This is a genomic window from Blastococcus sp. SYSU DS0533 (assembly GCF_054050775.1).
Genome location: NZ_JBJGZZ010000010.1, coordinates 64,420 through 90,360, shown reverse-complemented (window position 1 = coordinate 90,360; position 25,941 = coordinate 64,420). Strand labels below are relative to the sequence as shown.

At 76.7% G+C, this 25,941-nt stretch carries 24 protein-coding genes and 1 riboswitch; of the genes, 13 read left to right on the top strand and 11 right to left on the bottom strand.

Features of this window, described 5'->3' with window-relative positions:
* The first annotated feature begins 35 nt into the window (after positions 1-35).
* From ACI79W_RS13410 to ACI79W_RS13375, 8 genes are all read left to right on the top strand, one after another.
* Complete coding sequence (locus tag ACI79W_RS13410) at positions 36-425, top strand: SRPBCC family protein (protein ID WP_456562582.1); 390 nt, start codon at positions 36-38, stop codon at positions 423-425.
* Between the two features lie 48 nt (positions 426-473).
* Positions 474-2,093, top strand: a complete 1,620-nt coding sequence (locus tag ACI79W_RS13405) for an acyl-CoA dehydrogenase family protein (protein ID WP_456562581.1) — start codon at positions 474-476, stop codon at positions 2,091-2,093.
* Between the two features lie 127 nt (positions 2,094-2,220).
* Positions 2,221-4,335, top strand: a complete 2,115-nt coding sequence (locus tag ACI79W_RS13400; RefSeq protein ID WP_456562580.1) for a putative bifunctional diguanylate cyclase/phosphodiesterase — start codon at positions 2,221-2,223, stop codon at positions 4,333-4,335.
* Between the two features lie 116 nt (positions 4,336-4,451).
* Positions 4,452-5,153 (top strand): NYN domain-containing protein, encoded by a 702-nt coding sequence (locus ACI79W_RS13395; RefSeq protein ID WP_456562579.1) that lies wholly within the window; start codon positions 4,452-4,454, stop codon positions 5,151-5,153.
* A 20-nt stretch (positions 5,154-5,173) separates the two neighbouring features.
* Positions 5,174-5,482: a hypothetical protein gene (locus ACI79W_RS13390; RefSeq protein ID WP_456562578.1), complete on the top strand. Its 309-nt coding sequence runs from the start codon at positions 5,174-5,176 to the stop codon at positions 5,480-5,482.
* Positions 5,479-5,637: a hypothetical protein gene (locus tag ACI79W_RS13385; protein ID WP_456562577.1), complete on the top strand. Its 159-nt coding sequence runs from the start codon at positions 5,479-5,481 to the stop codon at positions 5,635-5,637. Before ACI79W_RS13390 ends, ACI79W_RS13385 begins: the two co-directional genes overlap by 4 nt.
* Complete coding sequence (locus tag ACI79W_RS13380) at positions 5,634-7,331, top strand: ABC transporter (protein ID WP_456562576.1); 1,698 nt, start codon at positions 5,634-5,636, stop codon at positions 7,329-7,331. The genes ACI79W_RS13385 and ACI79W_RS13380 overlap by 4 nt, the downstream gene beginning before the upstream one ends.
* A complete protein-coding gene (locus ACI79W_RS13375) occupies positions 7,328-8,941 on the top strand; it encodes a GTPase (protein WP_456562575.1) in 1,614 nt (537 codons plus the stop codon). Before ACI79W_RS13380 ends, ACI79W_RS13375 begins: the two co-directional genes overlap by 4 nt.
* 18 nt (positions 8,942-8,959) lie before the next feature.
* Here ACI79W_RS13375 and ACI79W_RS13370 read toward each other — a convergent pair whose 3' ends face one another.
* The gene (locus tag ACI79W_RS13370) at positions 8,960-10,453 is read right to left on the bottom strand and encodes a DUF222 domain-containing protein (protein WP_456562574.1); all 1,494 of its coding nucleotides are present in this window, start codon (positions 10,451-10,453) and stop codon (positions 8,960-8,962) included.
* A 729-nt stretch (positions 10,454-11,182) separates the two neighbouring features.
* Positions 11,183-11,692 (bottom strand): ATP-binding protein, encoded by a 510-nt coding sequence (locus ACI79W_RS13365; protein WP_456562573.1) that lies wholly within the window; start codon positions 11,690-11,692, stop codon positions 11,183-11,185.
* 127 nt (positions 11,693-11,819) lie between these two features.
* Between ACI79W_RS13365 and ACI79W_RS13360 the strand changes: the two genes are divergently transcribed.
* Complete coding sequence (locus ACI79W_RS13360; RefSeq protein WP_456562572.1) at positions 11,820-12,506, top strand: ANTAR domain-containing protein; 687 nt, start codon at positions 11,820-11,822, stop codon at positions 12,504-12,506.
* Here ACI79W_RS13360 and ACI79W_RS13355 read toward each other — a convergent pair whose 3' ends face one another.
* Both ACI79W_RS13355 and ACI79W_RS13350 read right to left on the bottom strand, forming a co-directional pair.
* A complete protein-coding gene (locus ACI79W_RS13355; RefSeq protein WP_456562571.1) occupies positions 12,507-13,451 on the bottom strand; it encodes a nucleoside hydrolase in 945 nt (314 codons plus the stop codon).
* A 22-nt stretch (positions 13,452-13,473) separates the two neighbouring features.
* Positions 13,474-13,710, bottom strand: coding sequence for a hypothetical protein (locus ACI79W_RS13350; protein WP_456562570.1), 237 nt, complete (start codon positions 13,708-13,710; stop codon positions 13,474-13,476).
* Between the two features lie 307 nt (positions 13,711-14,017).
* On the opposite strand from ACI79W_RS13350, the gene ACI79W_RS13345 reads away from it, so the two are divergent.
* Entirely contained in the window at positions 14,018-15,004 is a 987-nt protein-coding gene (locus ACI79W_RS13345; protein WP_456562569.1) for a hypothetical protein, read from the top strand.
* A 776-nt stretch (positions 15,005-15,780) separates the two neighbouring features.
* Entirely contained in the window at positions 15,781-18,315 is a 2,535-nt protein-coding gene (locus ACI79W_RS13340; protein ID WP_456562568.1) for a SpoIIE family protein phosphatase, read from the top strand.
* A gap of 37 nt (positions 18,316-18,352) precedes the next feature.
* Here ACI79W_RS13340 and ACI79W_RS13335 read toward each other — a convergent pair whose 3' ends face one another.
* The 6 genes from ACI79W_RS13335 to ACI79W_RS13310 all read right to left on the bottom strand — a co-directional run bounded on the left by ACI79W_RS13335 (position 18,353) and on the right by ACI79W_RS13310 (position 24,016).
* The gene (locus tag ACI79W_RS13335; protein WP_456562567.1) at positions 18,353-18,775 is read right to left on the bottom strand and encodes an ATP-binding protein; all 423 of its coding nucleotides are present in this window, start codon (positions 18,773-18,775) and stop codon (positions 18,353-18,355) included.
* 106 nt (positions 18,776-18,881) lie between these two features.
* Positions 18,882-19,643: an energy-coupling factor transporter transmembrane component T family protein gene (locus tag ACI79W_RS13330; RefSeq protein WP_456562566.1), complete on the bottom strand. Its 762-nt coding sequence runs from the start codon at positions 19,641-19,643 to the stop codon at positions 18,882-18,884.
* Positions 19,640-21,106: an ABC transporter ATP-binding protein gene (locus ACI79W_RS13325; protein ID WP_456562565.1), complete on the bottom strand. Its 1,467-nt coding sequence runs from the start codon at positions 21,104-21,106 to the stop codon at positions 19,640-19,642. The genes ACI79W_RS13330 and ACI79W_RS13325 overlap by 4 nt, the downstream gene beginning before the upstream one ends.
* A gap of 8 nt (positions 21,107-21,114) precedes the next feature.
* Positions 21,115-21,741, bottom strand: a complete 627-nt coding sequence (locus ACI79W_RS13320) for an ECF transporter S component (RefSeq protein ID WP_456562564.1) — start codon at positions 21,739-21,741, stop codon at positions 21,115-21,117.
* A riboswitch (TPP riboswitch) is annotated at positions 21,739-21,842 on the bottom strand. (Overlaps the previous gene by 3 nt.)
* A 66-nt stretch (positions 21,843-21,908) precedes the next feature.
* A complete protein-coding gene (locus ACI79W_RS13315) occupies positions 21,909-23,201 on the bottom strand; it encodes an Nramp family divalent metal transporter (RefSeq protein WP_456562563.1) in 1,293 nt (430 codons plus the stop codon).
* A gap of 95 nt (positions 23,202-23,296) precedes the next feature.
* Positions 23,297-24,016: a Mut7-C RNAse domain-containing protein gene (locus tag ACI79W_RS13310; protein WP_456562562.1), complete on the bottom strand. Its 720-nt coding sequence runs from the start codon at positions 24,014-24,016 to the stop codon at positions 23,297-23,299.
* A gap of 107 nt (positions 24,017-24,123) precedes the next feature.
* Between ACI79W_RS13310 and ACI79W_RS13305 the strand changes: the two genes are divergently transcribed.
* Entirely contained in the window at positions 24,124-24,927 is an 804-nt protein-coding gene (locus ACI79W_RS13305) for an SDR family NAD(P)-dependent oxidoreductase (protein WP_456562561.1), read from the top strand.
* Between the two features lie 21 nt (positions 24,928-24,948).
* Positions 24,949-25,515, top strand: coding sequence for a GNAT family N-acetyltransferase (locus ACI79W_RS13300; RefSeq protein WP_456562560.1), 567 nt, complete (start codon positions 24,949-24,951; stop codon positions 25,513-25,515).
* On the opposite strand, the gene ACI79W_RS13295 is transcribed toward ACI79W_RS13300, so the two are convergent.
* On the bottom strand, positions 25,499-25,936 hold the full coding sequence (locus ACI79W_RS13295; RefSeq protein WP_456562559.1) for a rhodanese-like domain-containing protein: 438 nt from the start codon (positions 25,934-25,936) through the stop codon (positions 25,499-25,501). The two genes, ACI79W_RS13300 and ACI79W_RS13295, sit on opposite strands and share 17 nt — an antisense overlap.
* Positions 25,937-25,941: the final 5 nt, after the last annotated feature.

The following is a 25,941-nucleotide window of genomic DNA, read 5'->3' as shown; positions in this document are numbered from 1 at the left end:
GTGTCCGCCCCGCGCGGTGCGGGCACCTCCCGGTGGTGACGACGCTGACCCTGCACGCGACCGGGGCCGCTCCGCCGGCGGTGGTCTGGGAGCGCTACGCCGTCCCCACCCGCTGGCCGGGGTGGGCACCGCAGATCACCGGCGTGGAGCTGCCGGCCGACCGGCTGGCCACGGGCGTCTCCGGGCGGGTGCGCGGCCCGCTGGGGTGGGCGGTGCCGTTCACCGTCGAGGAGGTCGACGAGGCCGCCCGCCGCTGGTCGTGGGCGGTGTCGGTGGGCCCGCTGCGCGTGCACCTGCTGCACTGGGTGACCGCGGGACCCGACGGCGGGACGACCACCGGGCTGCGGCTCTCCGGCCCGGCGCCGCTCGTGCTCGCCTACGCCCCGGCTGCCCGCGTCGCCCTGGCCCGCCTCGTGCGCGGCTGAGCTCCGCGGAGCGGCGGGACGCCGGCCGACCTCGATTACCGTGCCGGCATGCCCGCCACCCACGAGGTCACCAACCAGGTCCCGCCGCTGGTCGGGCACGACCCGATCGCCGGGGACGCCGCGCTCGCCGAGGCCTGCCGCCGGCACGCCGACGACGCGACCCTGGCGTCGCTGGCCGGTCTCGGCCGGCTGGCCGGCAGCGAGCAGGCGCAGGAGTGGGGCCGGCTGGCCGACGAGAACCCGCCGCGGCTGCGCACCCACGACCGCTACGGGCACCGCGTCGACGAGGTCGAGTTCCACCCGGCCTGGCACGAGCTGATGCGCACGGCGTTCGAGCACGGGCTGGCCGGCGCCCCGTGGGCGGACCCCACGCCGCACGCGCACGTCCGCCGCGCCGTCGGCTATCTGGGGTGGACCCAGGTGGAGATGGGCCACGGGTGCCCGACCACGATGACCTACGCGGTGGTTCCCGCCCTGCGGCGCGCACCCGAGCTGGCCGCCCGGTACGAGCCCGGGCTCACCGCGCGGGCCTACGAGTTCGGGCTGACCGACCCGGCGGCGAAGCCGGGCCTGGTGGCGGGCATGGGCATGACCGAGAAGCAGGGCGGTTCCGACGTCCGCGCGAACACCACCCGCGCCGTCCCCCGGCCCGACGGCAGCTACCGGCTCACCGGTCACAAGTGGTTCACCTCCGCGCCGATGAGCGACCTCTTCCTGGTGCTCGCCCAGCTCGAGGAGGGGGTCTCCTGCTTCCTCGTCCCCCGCGTGCTCCCCGACGGCACCCGCAACGTCTTCCGGCTCCAGCGGCTCAAGGACAAGCTCGGCGACCGCGCCAACGCGTCCGGCGAGGTGGAGTTCGACGGGACGACCGGCTGGCTGGTCGGCGAGCCCGGGCGGGGTGTCCCCGCGATCATCGAGATGGTCAACATGACGCGGCTGGACTGCGTGCTCGGCTCGGCCGCCACGGTGCGGGCGGCGCTGACGCAGGCCGGCCACCACGCCCGGCACCGGCGCGCGTTCGGCGCGCTGCTGGCCGACCAGCCGCTCATGCAGAACGTGCTGGCCGACCTGGCCGTGGAGAGCGAGGCCGCGACGGCGCTGGCGATCCGGCTGGCGGCGGCGGTGGATGGCGGCGAGGCGGCCTTCCTGCGCCTCGCGGGTGCGGCCGCCAAGTACTGGGTCTGCAAGCGCACCCCGGGGGTGGTCGCGGAGGCGATGGAGGTGCTCGGGGGCAACGGCTACGTCGAGGAGTCCGGCCTTCCGCGGCTCTACCGGCAGGCGCCGCTGAACTCCATCTGGGAGGGTTCGGGCAACGTGATCGCTCTCGACGTCCTCCGTGCGCTGGGCCGCGCCTCCGAGTCGCTGGCCGCCGTCACCGCCGAGCTCGAGCCGGCGCGGGGCGCCGACCGGAGGTTCGACGACGCGCTGAAGCGGCTGCAGGCCGAGCTCGGCGATCCCGAGCAGCTGCCCTTCCGGGCCCGCCGGATCGCCGGATCGCTGGCGCTGTGCCTGCAGGGCTCGCTGCTCCTGCGCCACGCGCCGACGGCGGTCGCCGAAGCCTTCTGCGCTTCTCGCCTGGGCGGGGAGGCCGGGACCGTGCTCGGCAGCCTGCCCACCGGCACCGGCGCGGCCGAGATCGTCCGGCGGTCCGTCGTCGCCGCCCCCTGAGGGAAACGTCGCGGGCTACTACTCTCGGGGACGGCTCAGGTGCTGCCCGTCGTCCTCGCGAGCGGTCCATGCCCCCGGCCTCCGCGCGAGCGGACCGGACGAACCACTGGAAACGAGAGCGGGCAGCGTGCAACCAGGCGACGACCGGCCCCCGGAGGACCGGCCCGACCCGCTGAGCGGTGTCCCCGACGCGGTGTACCGCCTGGACGGGCGGGGGCGGTTCGCCTACCTGAACGCGGCCGCCGAGCGGCTGCTCGGGCACCGGGCCGAGGACCTGCTCGGCCGGGACGCCCGCGACGCCTTCCCCGCCCTCCGCGGCTCGCTCGCCGAGGAGCAGTACCGCGAGCTGCTCGCCGACGGCCGGGCGCGCGAGTTCCAGTTCTTCTACGAGCCCCGGTCGCGCTGGTACGAGGTGCGGTTGTTCCCCGATCCCGCCGGGGCGGCGGTGCTCTTCCGCGACATCGACGTCCGCCGGCGCACCGACCAGGAGCGCGACGACCAGATCCGCGGGCTCACGGCGGTGCTGGAGGCGCTGCCCTCGCCCACCGTGCTGATCGGCCCCGACGGGAAGATCATCTCCGCCAACGGGGCCTGGTTCCGCAGCGGCGAGGAGCTGCTGCCGGAGATCTCCTGGCCGGGCCGTGCGGGCGAGGACTACCTGACGGTCATGACGCGCGGCCTGGCGCCCGCGGAGCACGAGCGCCTCGCCGAGGGGCTGCGCGAGCTCCTGGCCGACACCGCCACCTCCGACGGCCGCACGTTCGTCTTCGACTACTCCTGCCCGACGCGGCGGGGTGTCTGCTGGTTCCACCTCCAGGCGACCCGGGTCGACCGCGAGGGCCGCGTCGTCGTCACCCACAACGACGTCACCGACCAGGTGCGGGCCCGGGAGGACCTTCTCTGGAAGGCGCAGCACGACGACCTGACCGGGCTGCCGAACCGGGCCCGGCTGCTCGAGCTCACCGGCGAGGCGCTCACCGCCGACCACCGTGGCGGGGTGGCGCTGCTCGTCGTCGACCTGGACGCGTTCAAGACGGTCAACGACTCGCTGGGCCACCAGGTCGGTGACGAGCTGCTGCGCCTGGTCGCCGGCCGGCTCTCCGAGCAGATCCGCCCGGGCGACGCCGTGGCCCGCCTGGGCGCCGACCAGTTCGTCGTCCTCGCGCACGGCTGTGACAGCGCCGAGGCCGCGGCCCTGGCGTTCCGGCTGCAGTCGGCCTTCGGCCGTCCCTTCACCGCCGGCGAGATCTCCGTGCCGCTCAGCGCCAGCATCGGCGTGGCGGTGGCGCGACCGGAGGTCCGCGACGCCCACCACCTGCTCAGCGACGCCGACGCCGCCATGTTCGCCGCCAAGAGCTCCGGCCGGGACCGGGTGCACCTGTTCTCGCCGGCGCTGCGCGAGGCGGCCCGGTGGCGGCTGGAGGTGGCCACCCGCCTGCGCGGCGACGCCATCGACCAGCTGGTCGTCCACTACCAGCCGGTCGTGCGCCTGGACACCGGTCAGATCGAAGGGGTGGAGGCGCTGGTTCGCTGGCAGCACCCCGAGCGCGGGCTGCTCTCGCCGGACACCTTCCTCTCGGTGGCGGAGGAGACCGGGCAGATCATCCCGATCACCCGCTGGCTGCTCCGCGAGACCACCCGCAAGGCGGCGGAGTGGGCGGCCGAGGGCCTGGCCCTGCGCATGTCGGTGAACGTCAGCGCCCGGCACTTCTCCACCGAGACACTGGTGCGCGACGTCCGGCTGGCCCTGCAGGACTCCGGGCTACCGCCCGACCAGCTCGTGCTCGAGCTCACCGAGACCAGCGTGGCCGAGGACCCGACCCGGGCGGAGGACCAGCTCTCGGTGCTGCGCGGTTTCGGCGTCCGCGTGGCGATCGACGACTTCGGCACCGGGTGGTCGTCGCTGGCGCAGCTGTTCGCCCTGCCCATCGGGACGCTGAAGATCGACCGCTCGCTGCTCGCCGCCGCCGAGCGGGTGGCCGCCGGTGACAGCGGCGCGGTCCTGGCGGCGATCGTCGGGCTCACCCGGACGCTGGGCATCCGCTCGGTGGCCGAGGGGATCGAGACCACCGACCACCTGCGGATGGTCCGTGAGGCCGGCTGCGACCTGGCGCAGGGCTGGCTGCTGGGGCACCCCATGCCCGCCGAGCGGTTGCCCGGGTGGGTCCGCGAGGTGCAGCAGGCCGGCGGGGACCTCTGCGCGCTCGCGATCGCCGGCCGGGCCGTGCCCGTGTGCGGGTGAGCCTCCGCCGTCCCGGCCGCCGGGCCACCGCGCCCGCCGGACCGCCGCGCGCCACCGCACCCGCACCGGTGCCGCCCGCGGGCGCACCCGCCGTCGCGCCCGGGCAGACTGTGCCCGTGCTGGACACCTCCGAGGCCGCGCCCGAGCCCACCGAGCAGCCCGCCGGCCCCGTCGCCGACGGCCGGTCGCGTCCCGCCCTGGACCTGCTCATCTGGGACGCCCCGAACATCGACATGACCCTGTCGACGGTGATCGGCGCCCGGCCGACGGCGGCCTCCCGGCCGCGCTTCGACGCCATCGCGGCCTGGTTCGTGGAGGGCGCCGGGGACCCGGCCACCCCCGACGCGCCCGACGTCGAGGCCTGCGTCTTCGCCAACATCCCACCGCAGCCGGGCTCGCTGCAGCGCTGGGTGGAGGCGCTGCGCGGCTTCGGCTACTCGGTGTTCGCCCGGCCGAAGAGCCAGCCGGACGACGACATCGACCAGGACATGCTGGACCACATCGCCGTCCGCCGGCACAGCCACCGGCTCCGGCGGCTCGTGGTCTTCTCCGGCGACGGGCGGAACTTCGCCGAGCCGCTCGAGGACCTCGCCCGGCAGGGCACCGAGGTCGTCGTCGTCGCCTTCAGCGAGGTGGCCGGCTACGCGATCGGGTCGGACCTCCTGGAGTTCATCGACATCGAGGACGTCCCGGGGGCCTTCGTCGAGCCCCTCGACCGGGTCCGCCTCGACGCGCTCCCGCCGGACGGTGCCTGGCTGCGGCCGACCCGCAGCCTGCGCGACTTCGTGGCCGGGTTCACGGCGCGCCGCGGCGGCTGACCCCGGTCAGCGTTCCCGCCGTGGACCACCCGGCGGAGCAGACCGAGGCGGAGGTGCGGCTCTCCGGCACCGACGTCGCCGTCAGCGCCCGGGTCGAGGTCGTCCACGAGGGCGTGGTCTGCGTCCGCCCGTCCGCGAGCGAGTTCGTCGAGGGCTCGGTCGTGAAGCCCGGCGACGCCGTCGAGGTCTGCTGGCGCGGCGAGGCCGGCCACCGCATGCTGCCGGACGTCGGGACGACGATGGCGCTGACCGTCCGCTTCGAGGACGGGCCCCCGGTGTGCCGGGCGAGGTCATCCGCGTCCAGGCGCGCGGCGCCCGCTGGGTCATGAGCATCCGCTTCCTCGACAGCGAGGAGCGGGAGCAGGACCGGGTGCGCCGCCGGGTGTTCCAGGCGCTCCGCGAGGAGCGCGCGCGGCTCGCGGAGCGACCCGGCCGGGGAACGGCGGGTAGCCGGGCGCGTCGCGGGGCAGAGGAGCAGGCGTGATCCCGTCGCCGCCCCGCCTGGCCGAGGCCCTCTCGGCGCTCCGCGACCACGTCGCCGCCGTCCCGCTGGCCCTGGCGACGGCGGGCCGCGACGACGCCGTCCGCACGGCCCGCGGCGTCACCGACCAGATCGACGACTACCTGCTGCCCCGGCTGAGGGATCTCGGCGCCCCGCTGCTCACCGTCGTCGGCGGCTCCACCGGGGCCGGCAAGTCGACGCTGGTCAACAGCCTGGTCGGCGCCCCGGTCACCACGGCCGGCGTGCTCCGCCCCACCACCCGCGCACCCGTGCTGGTGTGCGCCCGCGCCGACGCCGGGAGCTTCTCCGGCGACCGCGTGCTGCCGGGCCTCGCGCGGGTCACCGGTGGGGACGGCGGGCCCGGGACGCTGCAGCTGGTGATCCGCGATGACCTGCCCGCGGGTCTGGCGGTGCTCGATGCTCCCGACGTCGACTCGGTGGTGACCGCCAACCGGGACCTCGCCGGCCAGCTCCTGGCCGCGGCCGACCTGTGGGTGTTCGTCACGACCGCGGCCCGCTACGCCGACGCGGTGCCCTGGGACCTGCTGCGCACGGCCGAGCAACGGGGGACGGCGCTGGCGGTCGTGCTGGACCGGGTGCCCCCGGAGGCCGCCGCCGAGATCTCCGCCGACCTCGCGGCCATGCTGCGGGCCGCCGGCCTCGCCTCCGCCCGCCTGTTCGTCGTCGAGGAACGCCCGCTGGAGGACGGCTGGCTGCCGGAGGACCAGGTCGCGCCGCTGCGGGGGTGGCTGCACGGGCTGGCCGCCGACCAGGAGCAGCGGGCAGCCGTCGTCCGACAGACCCTCGCCGGGGCGCTGGACAGCCTGCAGCAGCGCACCGCCGCGGTCGCCGCGGCGGTGGAGGAGCAGCGGGTCGCGGCCGGGGCCCTGCACGAGGCGGCCGCAGCGTCGTACGACGCTGCGCGCGACGGGGTGGACCAGGGCGTGCGCAGCGGCAGCCTGCTGCGCGGTGAGGTGCTGGCCCGCTGGCAGGAGTTCGTGGGCACGGGGGAGTGGATGCGCAGCCTGCAGAACCGGGTCGGGCGGGCGCGCGACCGCGTCGCCGCGGCGCTGACCGGGCGCCCGGCGCCCGCCGAGAGCCTGCAGGGCGCGCTGGAGAGCAGCGTCGAGCAGCTGCTGCGCGCCGAGGCCGACCGGGCCGCCGAGCGGACCGTCACCGCCTGGCGCGCGCTGCCGGCCGGGCCGGGCCTGCTGGGCGACCGGGAGCGCGAGCTCGCCGCCGCCTCGCCCGACTTCCCCGAGGCCGCCGCGGCGCAGGTGCGGGACTGGCAGGGCACGGTGCTGGACCTGGTGCGCAGCGAGGGCGCCGACAAGCGCTCGCGCGCGCGGCTGCTCTCCTGGGGCGTGAGCGGGACCGGCGCGGTGGTCATGGTGGCGGTGTTCGCCCAGACCGGGGGGCTCCTCGGCGGGGAGGTCGCGGTCGCGGGCGGCACCACCGCCGTCGGCCAGCGGGTGCTGGAGGCGGTGTTCGGCGATGCCGCGGTGCGCGCGCTGGCCGAGCGGGCCCGGGCCGACCTGGGCGAGCGGTCCGAGGCGTTGCTGCGCTACGAGCAGGACCGCTTCGACGCGTTGGTCGAGGCCGCGGCCCCGCCGGCGCGGGCGGCCGAGGAGCTGCGGGCGGCGGCCGCCGCGCTCGTCGAGGCGCGCGGGGCATGAGGCGTTCGGATGGTGCGCTGGCCGACCGGCTGGCCGCGCTGCGGGAGGCCGTCGAGGTGGCCGACGGGCGGCTGGCGACCCCGGAGGTGGCCCGCGCCCGGGCGGTGCTGGCCAAGGCCGGTGCCCGGGAGGCGCTGGGGGACGCGACCGTCGTCGCGCTCGCCGGCGCCACGGGGAGCGGCAAGTCCACGCTGTTCAACGCCCTCTCGGGCGGCGAGGTGAGCACCCCCGGGGTGCGCCGGCCCACGACCGGGGTCGCGCACGCCACGGTCTGGGGTGCGGCCGACGACGGCAGCGACCGGCTGCTGGACTGGCTGCAGGTGCCGCGCCGGCACCGCCGGGAGCCCGAGCCGGCGCTCGAGGGCCTGGTGCTGCTCGACCTGCCCGACCACGACAGCGTCCGGCTGGAGCACCGGCTGGAGGTCGACCGGCTGGTGGAGCTGGTCGACGTGCTGGTCTGGGTGCTGGACCCGCAGAAGTACGCCGACGCCGCCGTGCACGAGCGCTACCTGGCCCCGCTGGCCGGCCACGCGGGGGTGCTGCTCGTGGTGCTCAACCAGGTCGACCGCCTCGACGAGGCCGCCGCCCGGGCCTGCCTGGCCGACCTGCGCGGCCTGCTGGACCGGGAGGGGCTGGCCGCGACGCCGTTGCTGGCCGTCTCCGGACGCACCGGGGACGGGCTGGCCGAGCTGCGCGGCGAGTTGGCCCGGCGGGTGCGCGCCCGCCGGGCGGCCGGTGAGCGGTTGCTCGCCGACGTCCGGGGGAGCGCCACGGAGCTGTCCGCGCACTGCCCGGAGGCCGCGGCCGGGCGGCCGCGGCGTTGGGGGCGGGCGGCCGGTGCCGATCCGGCCCGCGACCCGGCCGACGACCTCACCGACGCCCTGGCCGCCGCGGCCGGGGTCCCGACCGTGGTCGCCGCGGTGGAGCGCTCGACCCGCCGGGCGGGGACCGGGCGCACCGGCTGGCCACCGGTCCGCTGGACGCGCCGGCTGCGCGCGGACCCGCTCGAGCGGCTGCACCTCGGTGACGAGCGCGCCCGCACGTCCCTCCCGCCGGCGGGCGCGGTCGAGCGGGCCCGCATGGCGACCGCCGTCCGGGAGGCGCGCGACGCCGTCGGGGAGGGGCTGGCGCCGGCGTGGCGCGACGAGCTGCGGCGCACGGCGGAGGTCTCCGAGGAGCGGCTCGCCGACGCGCTGGACCGGGCGGTCGGCGGTGCGGATCTCGGGCCCGACCGCGTGCCGCTCTGGCAGCGGGCGGCCGCCGGGCTGCAGTGGCTGCTCCTGGCGACCGCGCTGGTGGGCGCACTGTGGCTGCTGGCACTGGTCACGCTCGGCTTCCTCCAGCTCGACGACGTCGTGCCGCTGCCCCGGGTCGAGGGGATCCCGCTGCCCACGCTGCTGCTGGTCGGGGGGTTGCTCGCCGGCCTGCTGCTCGCGCTGGTCAGCCGCCCGCTCGTGGCGTTGCGGGCGCGACGGCGGGGGCGGGCGGCCGAGCGGCGGCTGCACGCTGCGGTGCGGGAGGTGGCCGAGGAGGACCTGCTGGCCCCGATGACCGAGGTGCGGGCCGACGCCGACCGCTTCTGCGCGGCGGTCACCCGGGCCGCCCGCTGACCGGTGGACGGGCGCCGGTCAGCGGTGCAGCGGGTCGGGTGGGGCTTGCTCGTCGAGCCAGGGTGGGTCGGGTTCGGGGTCGTGGCACCAGCCGGGTGGGCGGGTGGTGCGGGAGACGCCTGAGGGGGTGCGGACGACCAGTTGCCCGTCGGGGTGCAGGGTGAAGGACCAGCCGCGGGCGAAGGTCTTGATGCGGTGGTGCCGGCGGCACAGGCAGCAGAGGTTCCAGCAGTCGGTGGGGCCGCCGTCGGCGTGGGCTTGCCCGTGGTCGATGTCGCAGCGGCCGGGGCGGCGGCGGCAGCCGGGCATGCGGCAGTGGCGGTCGCGGACGTGCAGGAACCGGCGTTGGGCGGCGGTGGGTTCGTAGGCGGTCGTCGGTGGCGGTGGTCCGAGGCCTGGCCCGCTTTCCGGACGCGTCTGGGCCGCGGTCGCCCGGCCGGATGCTGGCTCGCTCGTCGGGGCAGCGGTGCCCGTCCTGCCCTGCTGGTGTCGCTTGCGGGAGCGGCGGCGGTGGCTGGCGGCGCGGCGGAGCTGGCTGTGCGTGGCGACGGTGGTCAGCCGCCCGTCGGTGGGGTTGCCGATGGCGACCTGCACGCGGCCGCCGGCCGGTGCGCGCCCGATGCCGAGCAGGTCCAGTTCGCGGAGGATCTCCCGGCACTGGGCGGCGGTGACGACCTCACCGGCGACCTCGGCGCCCGGCTGGCTGCCGCCCTGGCTGTCGGGGGCGTGCAGGGCGGGCAGCGGGGCGTGGATGGTCAGCTGGGCGGTGAGCGCCGGCCGGGTCTGGTCCCAGGGGCGCAGGATGAGGTCGGCGGCGACGGCGGCGCGGAGCACGCCGATGGGGCGGGTGTCGCCGTCGGCGCGCAGCAGCTGGGCGTACTGGTCGATGGCGTCGGCGCAGGCGGCGGCCAGGTGCACGGGCAGGTCGGTGACGAGCTGGCTCATGCCGTCACCGGTGCGCCGGACGGTGACGTCGGCCCGCGCGGCGGCTTCCTTGCGGCGCTTGTCCAGGGCGTCGGCGTCCAGGCGGGCCAGGGCACGGCGTACCCGGGCGCGCAACTGGGGCACGGTCAGCCGACCGGCGTGGGGCAGCACGCGGCGTTCGATCTCGGCGATGACCTCGGGGGCGGCGGTGGACAGCAGGTCGACCAGGGCGCGCATCTTCCGCACGTCGATGCGCCCGGCGTAGAGGGCGTCCCAGGTGCCGGTGAGCAGCGTGGTGAGCAGGATCGACTCGACGGCGAGGGCTTCGGCTTCGGCCTCCGAGCAGTTGCGGATCAGCGCCAGCTCGGCCACGAGGGTCTCGCTGACCTGGGCTAGCACCTGGGAGCGGCGCAGCCGGCTGTCCAGCCCCGGACCACCGAGGGGGCCGAAGTCGCGGTCGCGCTCGATGGAGCGCCGGCGGGCGAGCGCGGCGATCGCCTCGGCGCGCTGGGCGGCGTGCCGGGCCTCGCGGGCGTCAGCGGCCCAGATGTCGGCGACCAGCTCCAGGTCGCTCGACCCCCCCGCCATCGGTGTCGGGCACCCAGGGGATCGGAACGCCGTCCTCCGGCGCACGGGGTGGCTCACCGATGAACACACCTGCACCGTAGAACCGACCACTGACAGTTCCCGCAGGTCGGAGCGGGGGCGGCCGCCAGACGGTCACGGTGAGGGGGGAACTGCCCCCGACCGGACCCCTCGCGGCACGTCCGGTGTGCGGTGTCCTACCGGGACGGCCCTTCCTGCGCATCCCGGGGCGTCGCGCGCCGTGCAGCTACCTCGTGGCCCCATTCGCTGCCGGACATCCGGACGAAGAAGCTCTTTGGCTGGTCGTTGTCCGGCTGCGGGAGCTGACGTCTCGTCGGACGAGCGAACCACGGTCACTCGACGGCTTCCACGATCGCGACGACGAGGAAGGTCTCGCCGTCCCACTCCTCGACCGCCTCCGCGTCGAGCTCGATGCGCAACTCGTCCGCCACGACCGCGGCGTCGAACTGGTGGGCCGGCGTCGCGGCGAGCAGCAGTGGTGCGCCGGTCTCTGGCTCGACGTCTCCGGCGTCGAAGCTGATGACGACGACAACCCCCCTACGTCCTCGTCACGTCGGGCTGCGTCCAGACGGCGGCTCCGGTGGTGCCCTTCGTCCAGCCCGTCCACGTCGGACAGTCCGGCCGCGCTTCGACGATCACCAACCGGACCGCGACGGGTCCGTCCCCCCGTACCTGGCCAGGGCGACTGACTCGACGAGCGACCTGGTCCCCCTAGTCGCGCGTGATGCCCGGGGAGCGCTGCTCGGGGAGCCGGTCCCGCAGCGGCTCGGCGGGCTCCTTGCCGGAGGGGAGCAGCGCCCAGACGTGCTTGCGGCCGGGCCGCCGCTCCCAGCCGTAGTCGTTCGAGAGCTGCGCCACGAGGTGCAGGCCCATGCCGCCGAGCGCCGGGTCCCGGTCGACGGCCGGCACCGGCGGGCGGTCGGGCGCCTCGTCGCTGAGGTCGAGCAACCAGCCCGCGGGCCCGGCCACCACCAGCGCGCGCACGTCGCCCCCGCCGTGCCGCAGCGCGTTGGAGGCCAGCTCCTCGAACACCAGGAGCAGCCCGTCCCGCGCGTCCTCGGTGGAGGCGGCGGACACCGAGGGATGGGCGATCCGCGCGCGGAGGTCGGTGCGCACCCGGGACACCACGTGCATCGCCTCGAGCTGCCAGTGCCAGACGTCGCCGGGGACGGAGGGGACGGGCGCGGACGGCCACGCGTCGTGGGCCTGCTCGTCGGCCATCTCGTCCTCTCGCGTCTGCTCCGCAAGGCGCTGCCGGAGGCGTCCCGGATCGCCCCATCCTGACCGATGGGGGCGCGGCGCGCGAAGGGGGGCGAGCCGAGCGGGTCCCACCAGGCAGACTGTGCCGGTGGACGAGGTGCTGCGCGAGCTCAGCAGGGTGGCCCTGGGCGACCGGGAACTGGCCGACGTGCTCGGCGAGATCACCGCCATCGCGGCCCGCGCGATCCCCGGCGCGGAGGCGGTCTCCACCACGCTCATCCGCGCGGACAAGCCGTTCACGGCGGCCTACACCGGCGAGATGGCGCTGATGGCCGACGAGATCCAGTACGCCGAGGACGGCGGCCCGTGCGTGGACGCCGGGCGCGGCGGGGTGGTGCTGCGCATCGACGACATGCGCACCGAGGAGCGCTGGCCGCGCTACATCGCCCGCGTCCGCGAGACGGAGGTGCGCAGCTCGCTGTCGGTGCCCCTGCCCTACCAGGGGTCCTGGATCGGCGCGCTCAACATCTACTCGACGCGGCCCGAGGCGTTCGCGACCCCCGAGGCGTTGGCTGCAGGGCTGGAGACGGCGGAGGCGATCGCGGTGGCGGTCGCCAACGCCGATGCCCACGCCCGCCTGGCCGACCACGCGCGGAACATGCGCGTGGCGATGGAGTCGCGGGCGGTCATCGAGCAGGCGAAGGGCGTGCTCATGGCCCAGCAGCACGTCGACGCCGAGCAGGCGTTCGAGATCCTGCGGCAGGCGTCCCAGCGCTACAACCGCAAGCTGCGCGACATCGCCGTCGGGATCGTCGAGGGGACCCGGACGCGCTGATCAGCCGTCCAGCCGGGCCAGCCGGGAGACGAGGAACTCCACGGCGGCCTCGCTGTCGACAGTCTCGGCCACGTCGACCGCCGTCGCCGAGCGCGAGATCGCCCGCCGGTCGACCAGGGTCTGGCCGCGGCCGGGGCCTGGCGTGGTGTCGACGACGACGTCGCGCCGGACCGTGCCCAGGGTGCCCGGCGCGATCGCCTCGGTGAGGGCGAGGGCGTCGTGCACCACGACCCCCGCGGTGCCGTACGCGTCCCGCGCGTGGTCCACGTACTGCTGCAGGATCGCCGCCGCGCTGCGGCCGACCGGGCCCGCGCCGGCGAAACGGGCGATGCCCTCCTCGGTGAGCACGGTGGGCAGGGTGACGTCCAGGCCGACGAGCACGGTCGGCACCGAGGAGGAGAGGACGACCTGGGCGGCCTCCGGGTCGGACCAGATGTTGAACTCGGCGGCGGCGGTGACGTTGCCGCCACGCCCGGCGGAGCCGCCCATCACGACCAGCCGGCCGATGCGCTCCGCGGCCCCCGGGTGGCCGGCCAGCAGCAGCGCGATGTTGGTGAGCGGCCCGATGGCGGCCACGGTGACCGGCGTGGGGGAGGCCATCAGCAGCTCGGCGAGGGCGACGACCGCTGGGCGGGGGTCCACCGACGCGGGGGAGGGGCGCAGCTCGACACCGCCCAGGCCCGCAGCGCCGTGCACGTGCCCGGCCCGCTCGGGCTGCGGGTGGACCAGCGAGGCCTGGGCGCCGGCGGCCACCGGCACGTCGGAGCGCCCGGCGAGGTGCAGCACCCGGAGGGCGTTCTCGGTGACCTGGGCCAGCTCCACGTTGCCGTGCACCGTCGTCACCAGCCGGAGCTCGACCTCCGGGCTGGCCAGGGCGAGCAGGATGGCCAGGGCGTCGTCGATGCCCGGGTCGGTGTCGATCACCAGCGGGGTCGGGTCGGTCACCGGCGCATCCTCCCAGGACCCCTCAGCCGACCCGGTCGGCCTCCGGGGCGCTGCGCTGCCGGGACCACCGGAGGGCGCGGGTCACCATGGTCAGCAGCGCGCCGTTCGCGACCGCCACCAGGGCCACCAGGCTGAACAGCCGGTCGGGGACGCCGACGTCGGCGGCCTCCACGACGGCCACCAGCGGGCCCGAGGAGGCCACCAGGTCCTCGGGCCCCAGGACCACCGGCGGCGCCGGGCCCACCAGCAGGTACACCACCCCGGCGGACCCGGCGATTCGACGGGTCCCCCGTCCGGGTGCGGTTCCGACACGCCGGGGGCGCCCGCGCCGTCCCGAGGTGACCGACGGCCCGAGGTGGCCGTCCCACGCTCGCGGAGCGCCGTCGAATCGACAAGGACACGCGCCGGGCGAGGGGTCACCGAGCGGTGCGGAGGGCCAGGGCAACGGTTCGGTCACGCGGCTCCGGAGGGGTGTCCGGAGAACCGGCCCGCGGGCCCGCCGGTCCCTACCTTTCTCCTTGTCCGCGACACCTTCCCCGGTTGCGGACACGACTTCGGGAGGCGACATGAGCAGCAGCCGGCAGGCCGTCGGGCCGGCCTCCGGCGTCCTCCGCGTCGACCGCTCCCCGCACGAGCCGGCCGGCACGCTGGCGGGGCTCATCGACGTCCTGGACCGGGCGGACCAGACCCGTCCGCGCTCCCGTCCCCGGTCGGCCGCGCACCGGGCGGCCCGCCCCGCCCCGCTCCGGTCGGTCCAGCCCGCACCGGCGGCCCGCGCTCCCCGCCCGGCTGGGCTGCCGGTGTACTCCCCCCGCGTCGTCGTGGTGCCCGAGCGGGTGCGCGAGCCCCTGGGCGGGCTGCGCGGCATCGCCCGCCGGATGGCGCTGTGGGGGGCCGGCGACCAGGGCCAGCACCTGGCCTGGCGCACCGCGCCGCCGCCCGCCCGGATGCCCGGCCGCCGCCGCGTCGCGGTGCGCGCCTTCACCCGCCGCATGGCGATGTGGGGCGCCGGCGAGCAGGGCCGGCACCTCGCCTGGGGCAGACCTGCCTCGCGGGTGCTGCGCGAGCTCGACCCCCCGGTGGTGCTGCGCGAGCTGCCCAGCACCCCCTCGGTCCAGCCCGTGGCGTCTTCCCCCGCCGCGGCGCTCCTTCCCGCGGGACCGGCGTCGTCGCCGGGGTCGCGAACCGGTACGGCCGCACCTGACGCGACCGGCCGTCCCACCTCCCACCCGGGTCCCACGGACCCCGCGGCACGGAGCCGGCCACGCGTCGGCTGGCGTCCTCCGCGGGACTGGCCGTCCCCGGGTCGGTACGGGGCGCGGTCCACGCCGCCGTCCATCCCGGTCCGCGTCCTCGCACCGGTGCCACCGGCCGCTCGGGTGCCGGCACCGCGATCCTCGCAGGGATCCGGTGGAGCCGGGGCGCGGGGCGATCCGCCTCCCGTCCGCGGCTCGCCGCGACGAACCCGGCCCGCGGTCGGCACCGAACCGGCGCCCACCACCGGGCGGGCACCCTCGTCGCACCACCGCCCGGCGCCGTCGGCGCCGAGCTGATCCTGCTGCGCGACCACGGCACCCAGCCGCGGACCGCCGTCGACCGCTCTCCCGTCGAGCACGCCGGAACCGGCCACCCCCTTCCCCGGGTGGTCGTGGACCGTCGACCCGGCTCTGCGAGCACGTCCTCCCCCGGCCGACCTCGGCCGCACCTGGCCCACCCCTGACGGTGTCCCTCCGGGCACCCGCAGACCTCGTCGCTCCACCGATCCGGCCTCGACCCTCCGCCCGGCTGCTGCCCAGCCATGCAGCGCGCGGACCCTCCGGGGAGGCACGGACCGCGGACGGCGGGCGACCGCGGGTTCCCCGGACCGTCCGGCACGGTGGACAACAGGCCCCTGCCGGTACCCGGCGGCGCGATCCCTCCTGGGACCGCCCGGGTCTCCGACCGGCCGGCGCCTGGCCGGCTGCGGCGTGGCGGGCCACCGGTCCCCCGGCCGGCAGGGATGCGGACGTCGCCCGGGCCGGGCCCGAGGTCCCCGGCCGGCGCTCCGGGACGAGGCGACCGACGGCGCCGCGGAGCCCGTGCGCACGTGCCGGTGGACGGTCGCCCCGTCCGCTGCGACCCGCCGGACGGCGGGCGCCCGCCGGAGCGGGCCGGACCCGCGGTCGGTCCGGTCCCGGCCCGGGCGCCCGCCCCGGCGGCCGGGGGCCCGCCGCCGGCCCCGCGGACGCGGTGCACGCCTCCGCTCCACCGGTGTGACAGGCTCTGCACCTGGCCGGGGCCGCAACAACCGTGCCGCCGGCCCGCGGACCGTCTGTGGAGGGGAACCCACGTGACCGCCGCCGAGCTCCCCGACGGGCCGGCCGCCCACGGGACGGCGTCCGGTACGGGCGGCCGCGTCGACCTGGTTCGCGCGCTCGTCGGCGAGGCCCTCGGCTCCCGCAGCCTCCAGCGCCTCACCGACCTCGCCACCCGGCTGCTGGACTGCACCGCCGTCCAGGTCTCGCTCGTCGGCGAGGTGCAGACCGCGGTGGCCGGCACCGGGCTGCCGCCGGGCGGCATCGGGGCCCGGGTGCCGCTCGACCGGTCCCTGTGCGCCGCAGCGGTGACCGAGGACGCCCCGCTGGTCGTGCCCGACGCGGCCCGCGACGAGCGCCTGGCCGGCCGCGAGCCCGTCCGGTCCGGGATGGTGGCCGCCTACCTCGGCATCCCGGTCCGCGCCTCGGGCGGCGAGCCGATCGGCGCCCTCTGCGCCGTCGAGCAGCAGGTGCGTCAGTGGACCGACCGCGACGTCGCCCTGCTGCGGCAGCTCGCCGACTCGGTGAGCACGGAGCTCCAGCTGATGGCGCTCACGGCCGAGTACGAGGCGCACCGGGTGCGCTTCGAGCTCGCCATCGACGCCGCCGGCATCGGCAGCTTCGACTGGAACCTGGAGACCGGCCGGCTGCTGTGGGACGACCGGTTGCTGGCCCTGTTCGGCTACGAGCGGGCGGAGTTCGACGAGACGATCGACGCCTTCGTCTCCCGGGTGCACCCCGACGACCGGGAGCGGACGGTCGAGGCCCTGCAGGCGGCCATCGACGGGCGCGGCGACTACGACGCCGAGTTCCGGGTGGTCCTCCCGTCCGGGGACACCCGCTGGGTACGGGGCCGGGGCCGGGCGGTGCGGGACGACGGCGGCTCCGCGGTGCGCTTGCTCGGCGCGGGCTTCGACACGACGCCGCAGCGCCAGGAGGACGTGCGCATCGCGCGCCTGCTGGACGCGATGAAGGCCTCCTTCTTCTCGCTGGACCGGGAATGGCGGTTCACCTACGTCAACGCCGAGGCCGAGCGGGTGCTGGGTGCCTCCCGCGACGACCTGATCGGCGGGGTGGTCTGGGAGCTCTTCCCGGCCGCCGTGGGCAGCGACTTCGAGCGGCACTACCGGGCGGCGGTGGAGAGCGGCCGCGAGCAGCTGTTCGAGGCCTACTACCCGGCGCCGCTGGACGCCTGGTTCGAGGTGCGCAGCTGGCCCACGCCCGACGGGCTGTCGGTCTCCTTCCTGGACGTGACCGAGCGCCGGGCGGCGGAGGAGCAGGCCCGCCGCAGCGCCGCCCGCCTCGCGCTCGTCGCGCACACCACCACCGCGATCGCGGCGTCCCTGGGCACCCGGCCTCGCGAGGAGGAGGCGCTGCAGCGGGTCGCCGAGCTGCTCGTCCCCGAGCTCGGCGACTGGTCCATCGTGAGCCTAACGGACGAGGACGGCCGGGTGCGCGACGTCGCCAGCTGGCACCGCGTCCCGGAGCGCCGGGACGCGGTCCGCCGCTACGCCGCCCTGCGGCTGGCCTCGCTCCCGCCGGACGCCCCCATCCTCCGGGCGCTCGCCTCCGGGCAGGTCCTGGTGGTGCCCGACGTCGGCACGGCCGTGGGGCGCACCCTGCCCGCCGGCGAGGTCAGCGACGCCTTCTGGGAGCTGGCGCCGGGGTCGGCGATCACGCTGGCGCTGTCGGCGCGCGGCCGGACGCTCGGTGCGCTGAGCGTCTACCGGTCCGCCGACCGGCCGCTGCCCGACCAGGAGGACGTGGCGACGGTGCGCGAGGTCGCCGGCCGGGTCGCGCTGGCGCTGGACAACGCCCGGCTCTACGAGCAGCAGCGCCGGCTGGCCGAGGGGTTGCAGCGAAGCCTGCTCACGGAGCCGCCGCAGCCGGACCACTCCGAGATCGTGGTGCGCTACCACCCGGCGATGGCGGTCGCGGAGGTCGGCGGTGACTGGTACGACGCCTTCCTGCAGCCCTCGGGCGCCACGGTGCTGGTCATCGGCGACGTCGTCGGGCACGACACCGCGGCGGCGGCGGCCATGGGCCAGCTGCGCGGGATGCTCCGCGGCATCGCGTACCGCGACATCGGCCCGGCCGGGGTGCTCACCGACCTCGACCTCGCCATCGGGGGCCTGGGGGTGGGGACGCTGGCCACCGCCGCGGTGGTGCGCGTCGAGCAGCGCGACGAGGAGCGGGCCGCGGGCGTGACCCGGCTGCGCTGGTCCAACGCCGGCCACCCCCCGCCGCTGGTGCTGCGGCCGGACGGCCGGATCGAGGAGCTGGCCGGCGAGCGGGCCGAGCTCATGCTGGGGGTCGAGCCGGCCACGCGGCGCACCGAGACGGTGGTGGCGGTGCCGCGGGGCAGCACCCTGCTGCTCTACACCGACGGCCTGGTCGAGGGGCGCGACCTCTCGCTCGACGAGGGCACCGCCCGGCTGCGGGCGGCGTTGGCCGAGCTGGCCGACCGGCCGCTCCCCGAGCTGTGCGACGGGCTGCTGGAGCGGCTCCGCCCCGAGGGCCTCCAGGACGACGTCGCCCTCGTGGCGCTCCGGCTGCACCCGCAGGACTGACCCGCTCGGTCCCCACCCGCAGGACCGACCGCGGCGATCAGCGGCGGAGCAGCGCCCAGACGTGCTTGGCGCCGGCCTCGGCGTACCAGCCGTGGTCGGCGGCCAGCTCGGCGATCAGGTACAGCCCGAGCCCGCCGAGGCTCGGGTCCCGGCCGACCGCCGGCGTCGGCGGGCTCCCGGCGGCCTGGTCGGTCACCTCGAGCAGGTAGGCGTCACCGGTCGTGCGCAGCGCCGCCCGGACCTCCCCGCCCCCGTGGCGCAGGGCATTGGACGCCATCTCGTCCAGGGCCAGCACCAGCCGGTCCAGGAGGTCCCCGGCGCCGGGTCCGGCGAGGCGGGAACGGACCTCGGCCCGCACCCCGGGCAGCTCGGCGACGTCCCGCAGGTGCCAGACGAGGACCTGCTCGGCGGCGGGTGGGTACGCCGACGGCCAGATCGTGCCGGCCGCCTGCCTCGTCACGCCGCTGCTCTCCTCGGTTCCCGGCCCCCCGGTGCACGAGGCCTGACCGTTCGCTATCGGCCGGAGCGGCGGCCGCTAAACCTGATGTCGCGCACCTCACACCCGGTCAGCCGACGAACACCGGGGACCAGTGGCCCGTCTGCACGCTCGCCGTCACCGCCAGCGCGCACACCGCGAGGGCGGCGGCGACGAACCAGGCGTCGCGCCGGTGCAGAGTGGAGCCGCGTGCGTTGCTGCGGGGGGCGCCGGAGTCGAAGCCGCGGGCGTCCATCGCCGTCGCCAGGCGGGAGCCGCGGCGGACCGCCCCCACCAGCAGCGCGAAGCCGATGCCGGCCAGCAGCCGCACCCGCGCCACGGGGTTGCGGCCGGCCTCGACGCCCCGCGTGCGCCGGGCCAGGCGGAGGGCCTCGAACTCGGCCACCAGCAGCGGCGCCAGCCGGAGTGCGGCGAGCGCACCGAAGGCGAACCGCGGCGAGAGCCGCCAGTGCAGGGTGAGGGCGTCGGCGAGGCGCACCGGGTCGGTGCTGGCGACCAGCAGCACCCCCGGCAGGGCCAGGCCCACCACGCGCAGCGCCAGCCCGGCACCGGTGACCAGGGAGGCCTCCTCGGCCAGCCAGACGTTGACCAGGCCCACGCTGGCGGCGCCGAACAGCATCGGCCAGGTGCGCACCCACACGGCGTAGGGGGAGGTGAGGCCGGCCGCGGGGAACAGCGCGAGCTCGAACAGCACGACGACCGCCGGCGTGACCACGTCGAGGCTGGTGAGCAGCACGAGGGTGACGACGGCCATCGCGGTCAGCTGGGCCACCGGGTTGATGCGGGACAGCGCGGTGCCCGGGGCCGGCCCCAGCGCGAGCGAGGCCGTCACCGCAGCGCCACCCGATCGTCGGCGAGCGCGGCCAGGAGGTCGGCGTCGTGGGTGACCGCCGCGACCGCGCAGCCCCGGGCCCGCTGCTCCGCCAGGAGCGTCACCACCTCTCGCCAGGTGCCGGCGTCCTGGCCGAAGGTGGGCTCGTCGAGCACCAGCACCCGGGGTGCGGTCGCCAGCGCGGTGGCCACGGACAGCCGGCGCTGCTGCCCGCCGGACAGGGTGTAGGGGTTGGCGTCGGCGAACGCGGCCAGCCCGAGCCGCTCCAGGAGATCCTCCGCGGTGCGCCGGGCCGCCTCGGCGTGCTCCCCGGAGCGCAACGGCCCCAGGGCCAGTTCGTCGCGCAGCCGACCGGTCAGGAACTGCTGCTCCGGGTGCTGGAACACCGTGCCGATCCGGCTGACCAGCTCGGCGGCGCGCCAGCGGTGCGGCGCCGGCTCGCCCCGGCGCGTGCCCGCGGCGAGCTCGGCGGCGGCGGCCACCCGCCCGGTGGTGGGACCCCGCAGGCCGGCCAGCAGCAGCGCGAGCGTGGACTTCCCGCTGCCGTTGGGCCCGGTGACGGCGGTGACCCGGCCGGCGTGCAGCTGCAGGTCCGTGGGCGGCAGCGCCGGACGGGCGGTGCCCCGGTACGCGAAGCCGGCCGCCTCGGCGGCGAGCAGGACCGGTCCGTCCGCCGCGGGGGGCAGTCGCAGCCCTGCCGTCCGGGGGAGGGGCCGCCAGCCGGGGCCGTGGGCGACGAGGCCACCGGGGACCAGCTCGACCACCCGGTCGACCAGCGGCAGCCAGGGCGCGGCGTCGTGGTCGACGACGAGCACGGTGGCCGAGCGGTCCGCGGTGGCGCGGGCGACGGCGTCGCGGACCAGGGCCGCGCCGTCGGGGTCCAGCTGGGCGGTGGGCTCGTCGAGCAGGAGCAGGCCGGGCCGCCGGGCCAGCGCGCCGGCCAGCACGAGCCGCTGCTTCTCCCCGCCGGAGAGCGCGTGGGTCGCCCGGTCGCGGCCGTACCGAAAGCCGACGGCGGCCAGCGCCCCGTCGACCCGCGGCCAGATCTCCTCCGGCGGCAGGCCGGCGTTCTCCAGGCCGAAGGCGACGTCGTCACCGGCGCGGGTCATGACCAGCTGGCTGTCGGGGTCCTGCGCCAGCAGACCCAGCCGGTCGCGGGTGGCGCGAGGGTGCAGACCGCCGACGGTCAGCTCACCGGTGACCTCGGTGCCCTCGTCGTCGAGGATCCCGGCCAGCGCGGCCAGCAGCGTGGACTTGCCCGCTCCGGAGGCACCGGTCAGCAACAGCCGCTCCCCGGGCTCGACGACGAGGTCGACGCCGGTGAGCGCCCAGGCCCGCCGGGAGGCGTGCCGGACCCCCAGCCCGCGGGCGACGACCCGGGCCGGCCCGGGCGACCCGGCCGCTCCGCCCCCGCTCCCGGGAGGTGACAGCGGCAGGGCGTCCCGGGTGCTGCGCCTGGGCACCCGCGGGGTCAGACGCGCTCGCGGCCGGCGGCGAAGGCGCCCAGCGCCCCGGTGCGGGCCAGCGCGCGCACCAGCAGCAGGCCGACGACCCCGGCCAGCAGCACGCTGGAGAGCACCGTGAAGACGGTGTAGGGCACCTGGTAGGTCAGGAAGCCCAGCTCGCTGTAGTACAGCGAGTTGTCGAGGACCGCCGTCGACAGCCCGGCGGTGACGCCGGCCAGCAGGGCGGTGCCCCACCCGAAGCTGCGGTAGCGGGTGAGCAGGAAGCCGAGCTCGCCACCCAGGCCCTGCACCAGGCCGTAGACGACGATGATCCCGCCGTAGGGCGAGCCCATGAGCAGGCTCACCGCCGCGGCGAGCGTCGAGGCGAAGACCGCGGCGCCGGGCTTGCGCACCAGCAGCCCGGCGACGACCCCCGGCATCAGGTAGACGCCGTTGAGCACCGCCGACAGCGGCGGGAAGAAGTCCAGCGGCTCGGCGAGCACGCCGAAGACGAGGTTCCACGCCCAGAACACGACGCCGAAGGCGACACCCAGGACGGCGGTGACGACGATGTCGACGGTGCGCCAGCGGACGGTGCGGGGCTGTTCCCCGGTGGTCGCGGCGGACGACGGGCGGACGGCCGGTTCGGCCATGTCTTTCCTCCAGACTCCCTGCGCCGGCATGACCCGGATCAGGTTCGAGGGTCTGCGGTGTCCCGCACTCTCAGCGCCGAAGCGCTCCCCTGCTGTTGATGTGCGTTCAGTTGTGCCCGCCGAGCGTAGACCACCTCTCCGTCCTGCGTTCTGCGCCCTGACCGCCGTCAGAGGACGAGGCCGAGGAGCAGGTGGGCGTTGAGCCCGACGATCAGGGCGGCGATGACGCTGCCCACCACGGTGGTGGTCCGGCGGTTCACCCAGCTCCCCATCAGGTCGCGGCGGCTGGTGAGCCACAGCAGCGGCACAAGGGCGAACGGGATGCCGAACGAGAGCACGACCTGCGACCAGACCAGCGCGGTCGTCGGGTCCCCGCCCAGCACGAGCACGGCCAGGGCCGGGGCCACGGTGATCAGCCGGCGGGCGAGCACCGGGATGTGCCGCTTGAGGAACCCGGCCATCACGACCTGCCCGGCGTGCGTGCCCACCGACGAGGAGGCGAAGCCCGAGGCCAGCAGCGCGAGGGCGAAGGCGAGCGCGGCGCCGGTGCCGAGCTGGTCACCGAGCCCGGCGTGCACGCCCTCGAGGCTGTCCACGCCGCTGCCGCTGGTGAACAGCTGGGCGGCGATGACCAGCATCGCGGCGTTCACCAGACCGGCCAGCCCCATCGCCACGACGATGTCGATGCGCTGGGCCCGCAGCAGCCGGCCCCGGCCCTCCCGGGTGCGGCCGGCGGTGACGGCGTCGCCGTAGCGGCCCGGGGTCAGCGCGGAGTGCACGTAGATCACGTGGGGCATCACCGTGGCCCCCAGGATCCCGGTCGCCAGCACGATGCTCTCGGCGCCGTCGAAGGAGGGCACCATGCCGCCGGCGAGCCCGCCCGGGTCGACGCCGGCGCCGAGCAGGGTGTAGCCGAAGCCGATCCCGATGACCAGCAGCAGGCCGGCGATGACCCGCTCGAACGGCCGGTACCCCCTGGACTGGGCGGCCAGCAGGATGAAGGCGACGACGGCGGTGATGACGCCACCGATCGGCAGCGGGACCCCGAACAGCAGGTGGAGCGCCACCGCCCCACCGACGATCTCGGCGAGGTCGGTGGCGATGGCGACCGCCTCGGCCTGCAGCCACAGCCCCCGGGTGACCGGCCGGGGCAGGTTCTCCCGGCACAGCGTGGCCAGGTCGCGGCCGGTGGCGAGGCCGAGCTTCGCCGTCAGCGACTGGATGAGCATCGCCATGAGGTTGGCCGCGACGATGACCCAGAGCAGGGTGTAGCCGAACGCGGCGCCGCCGGAGAAGTTGGTCGCGAAGTTCCCGGGGTCGACGTAGGCGACGGCGGCGACGAAGGCCGGGCCGAGCATCGACCACAGCCGGCGACGTCCCGGCCCGGTCCCCGGCGGGCGGTGCGCGGGGGCGCGGAGCGTCGTCGGCAGGACGGCGGCCTCGGTCTTCGACAGGTACACGGCGGCCTCGCAGGGTGTCCGGGTGGGCGGTCGCTCCTGCTCTGCCCGCCCCGCGTGTCACGCCGGGGCCGACCGGTGGCCCTCCGGGGCCAAGGTCAGGCTTTCCTGCCCCGGCCGGCGCGCCGGGCCCGCTCGACCAGCGCGTCGATGCGCGCGCCGTGGGCGCCCCGCCAGTACACCCGCCCGCAGGCGGCGCAGCGGGAGAACGCCTTGTAGCTGCGGCGCGTGCCCGGTTCCAGCAGGTCGGCGACCGCCTCCTTCGGCACCGGGTCGAGAGCGGCGCCGCAGGCGGTGCAGCGGGTGAGCGGCGCCAGCGGCACGGCGAACCGGTCCAGCACGTCGTCCAGCTGCTCTTCGGGCCGGGCACCCCGCACGAGCGCGCCGTGCGGCAGCGCGCGGCGCATGAGCAGGCCCCGGTCCTGCGTGAGCAGCACCCGGTCCTCCGCGGCCGCGCGGGCGACCAGCGCCGGGTCGTCGGCGTCGTTGGACCAGGCGGCATCCGTCCCGAGCAGCCGGAGCCGCCGGGCGAGGGCGCCCAGCCCGACGTCGAGCAGGAAGCCGCCCGGAGGGACGGCGACCGGCCGCGGCGCCGGTCCGACCTCGAGCACCGCGCCGGGGCGGAGGCGGGCACCGGCCGGCGCGGGTGCGCCGTCCACCCGGATGGCCCCGACCTCGGTCAGCGGGATCCCGGCGGCCTGCACGAGGTGCCCCGCCGTCGCCCCGGGGTCGAAGCGCAGCGGCCGCTCGCCGGCCGCCCGGTAGCGGGGGCCGAGCAGCCAGCGCAGCTCCGGGGCCGGCCGCACGCGCACGTCCACGGTGGCGGGCTACCCCGGGGCGACGGCCGCCGACACGCGCGGCAGGAGTGCACCGGGGTCTTCCTGGGCACGGAGAGGCGGTCCCGCCGTCCCACGCTGGAGGTCCCGTGTCCGACGCAACGCCCCGCCCGCTCGCCCTCGTCACCGGTGCGTCCAGCGGCATCGGGCTGGAGCTCGCCAAGCAGTTCGCCGAGCACGGGTTCGACCTCGTGGTCGTCGCCGAGGACGCCGAGCTCGACGCGGCGGCCCTGCAGCTGCGCCAGCGCGGTGCGGCCGTCTCGCCGATCCGGGCCGACCTCACCCGGCGCGCGGAGGTCGAGAAGGTGGTCGCGGCCGTGCGCGGCGCCGGCCGGCCGCTCGATGTGGCCGCCCTCAACGCCGGTGTCGGCGTCGGCGGCCGCTTCGTCGAGACCGACCTCGACCGGGAGATCGGGATGGTGGAGCTGAACTGCATCTCGACGATGCACCTGGCCAAGCGAGTCGCGCAGGACATGGTGGGCCGCGGCGAGGGGCGGATCCTGTTCACCTCGTCGGTCGCCTCGCAGGCGCCCGAGCCCTTCCAGGCCGTCTACTCCGCGACCAAGGCCTTCGTGCAGTTCCTGGCGCTGGGCATCCGCGAGGAGCTCGAGGGCACCGGCGTGACGGTCACCGCCCTGCTGCCCGGCCCCACCGACACCGAGTTCTTCGACCGCGGCGACCTCACCGACACCAAGCTGGGCGCCAGCGACAGCAAGGACGACCCGGCACTGGTCGCCCGGCAGGGGTTCGAGGGCCTGATGAAGGGCGAGGCCTCGGTGTTCGCCGGGTCGGTGACCAGCAAGCTGATGGGCCGCCTCTCGGCGCTGATGCCCGACGCGATCGCCGGCAAGACCCACAAGCCGATGACGGCCCCCGGCTCGGCCGAGGGCTGAGCCTGCGGCACGATCGGAGGCGTGACCGAGCCGCTGCAGCCCGTCGACCTCCCGGTGGGCGACCTCCTGCTGCGACCGTGGCGGGAGACCGACATCGAGCCGCTCTGGGCCGCGTTCCAGGACCCCGAGCTCCGTCGGTGGAACGGCGGGGGCGTGGCCACCCGGACCGACGCCCTGGTCCTGCTCGGGCGGCGGATGGACTGGACCTCCGGGGACCACGCGTCCTGGGCCCTGGTCGATCCCGCGGGCGAGCTGCTCGGCTCGGTCTCCCTGCACTCCGTCGACCGGCTGCACGCGAACGCGCAGATCGGCTACTGGACGGTCCCGGAGGCGCGCGGACGGGGGCTGGCACCGGCCGCGGTCGACGCCGCCTGCCGCTGGGCCTTCGGCGCGCTGCCCGTCGACCGGGTCGAGCTGTGCCACGCCGTCGAGAATCCCGCCTCCGGCCGGGTCGCGGAGAAGGCGGGCTTCACCCACGAAGGGCGGCTGCGCCGCTCCTACCGCTACGGCGACGGTGTGAAGCACGACGAGCTGCTGTGGGCCCGCCTCGCCGACGACCCGGTGCCGGTGGTCAGCACCCGCACCTGACCCCCGGGGCGGTGAGCGGGTCGGCCGGGGCCCGGTGCACGCCGTCCGGCCCCACCACGGGCAGCCCCTCCCGCGCCCAGTACTCGAACCCGCCGATCATCTCGCGCACCCGGTGGCCGAGCCGGGCGAGCCGCAGCGCCGCACGCGTCGCGCCGTTGCAGCCCGGCCCCCAGCAGTAGGCGACCACCGGGACCGCCGGGTCGAGCTCCGCGGCCGCCCGACGGGGGATCTCGGCACCCGGCAGGTGCACGGCGCCGGGCACGTGCCCCTGCTGCCATGCCTGACTGCTGCGGGTGTCGAGCAGGACGAACCCCGGGTGGCCGGTCTCCAGGGCGGCGTGGACGTCGCTCACGTCGGTCTCCACGGCCAGCCGGCGGGCGAAGTGGGCCGCGGCGGCGGCCGGTTCGGTGCTCCAGTCCATCACCG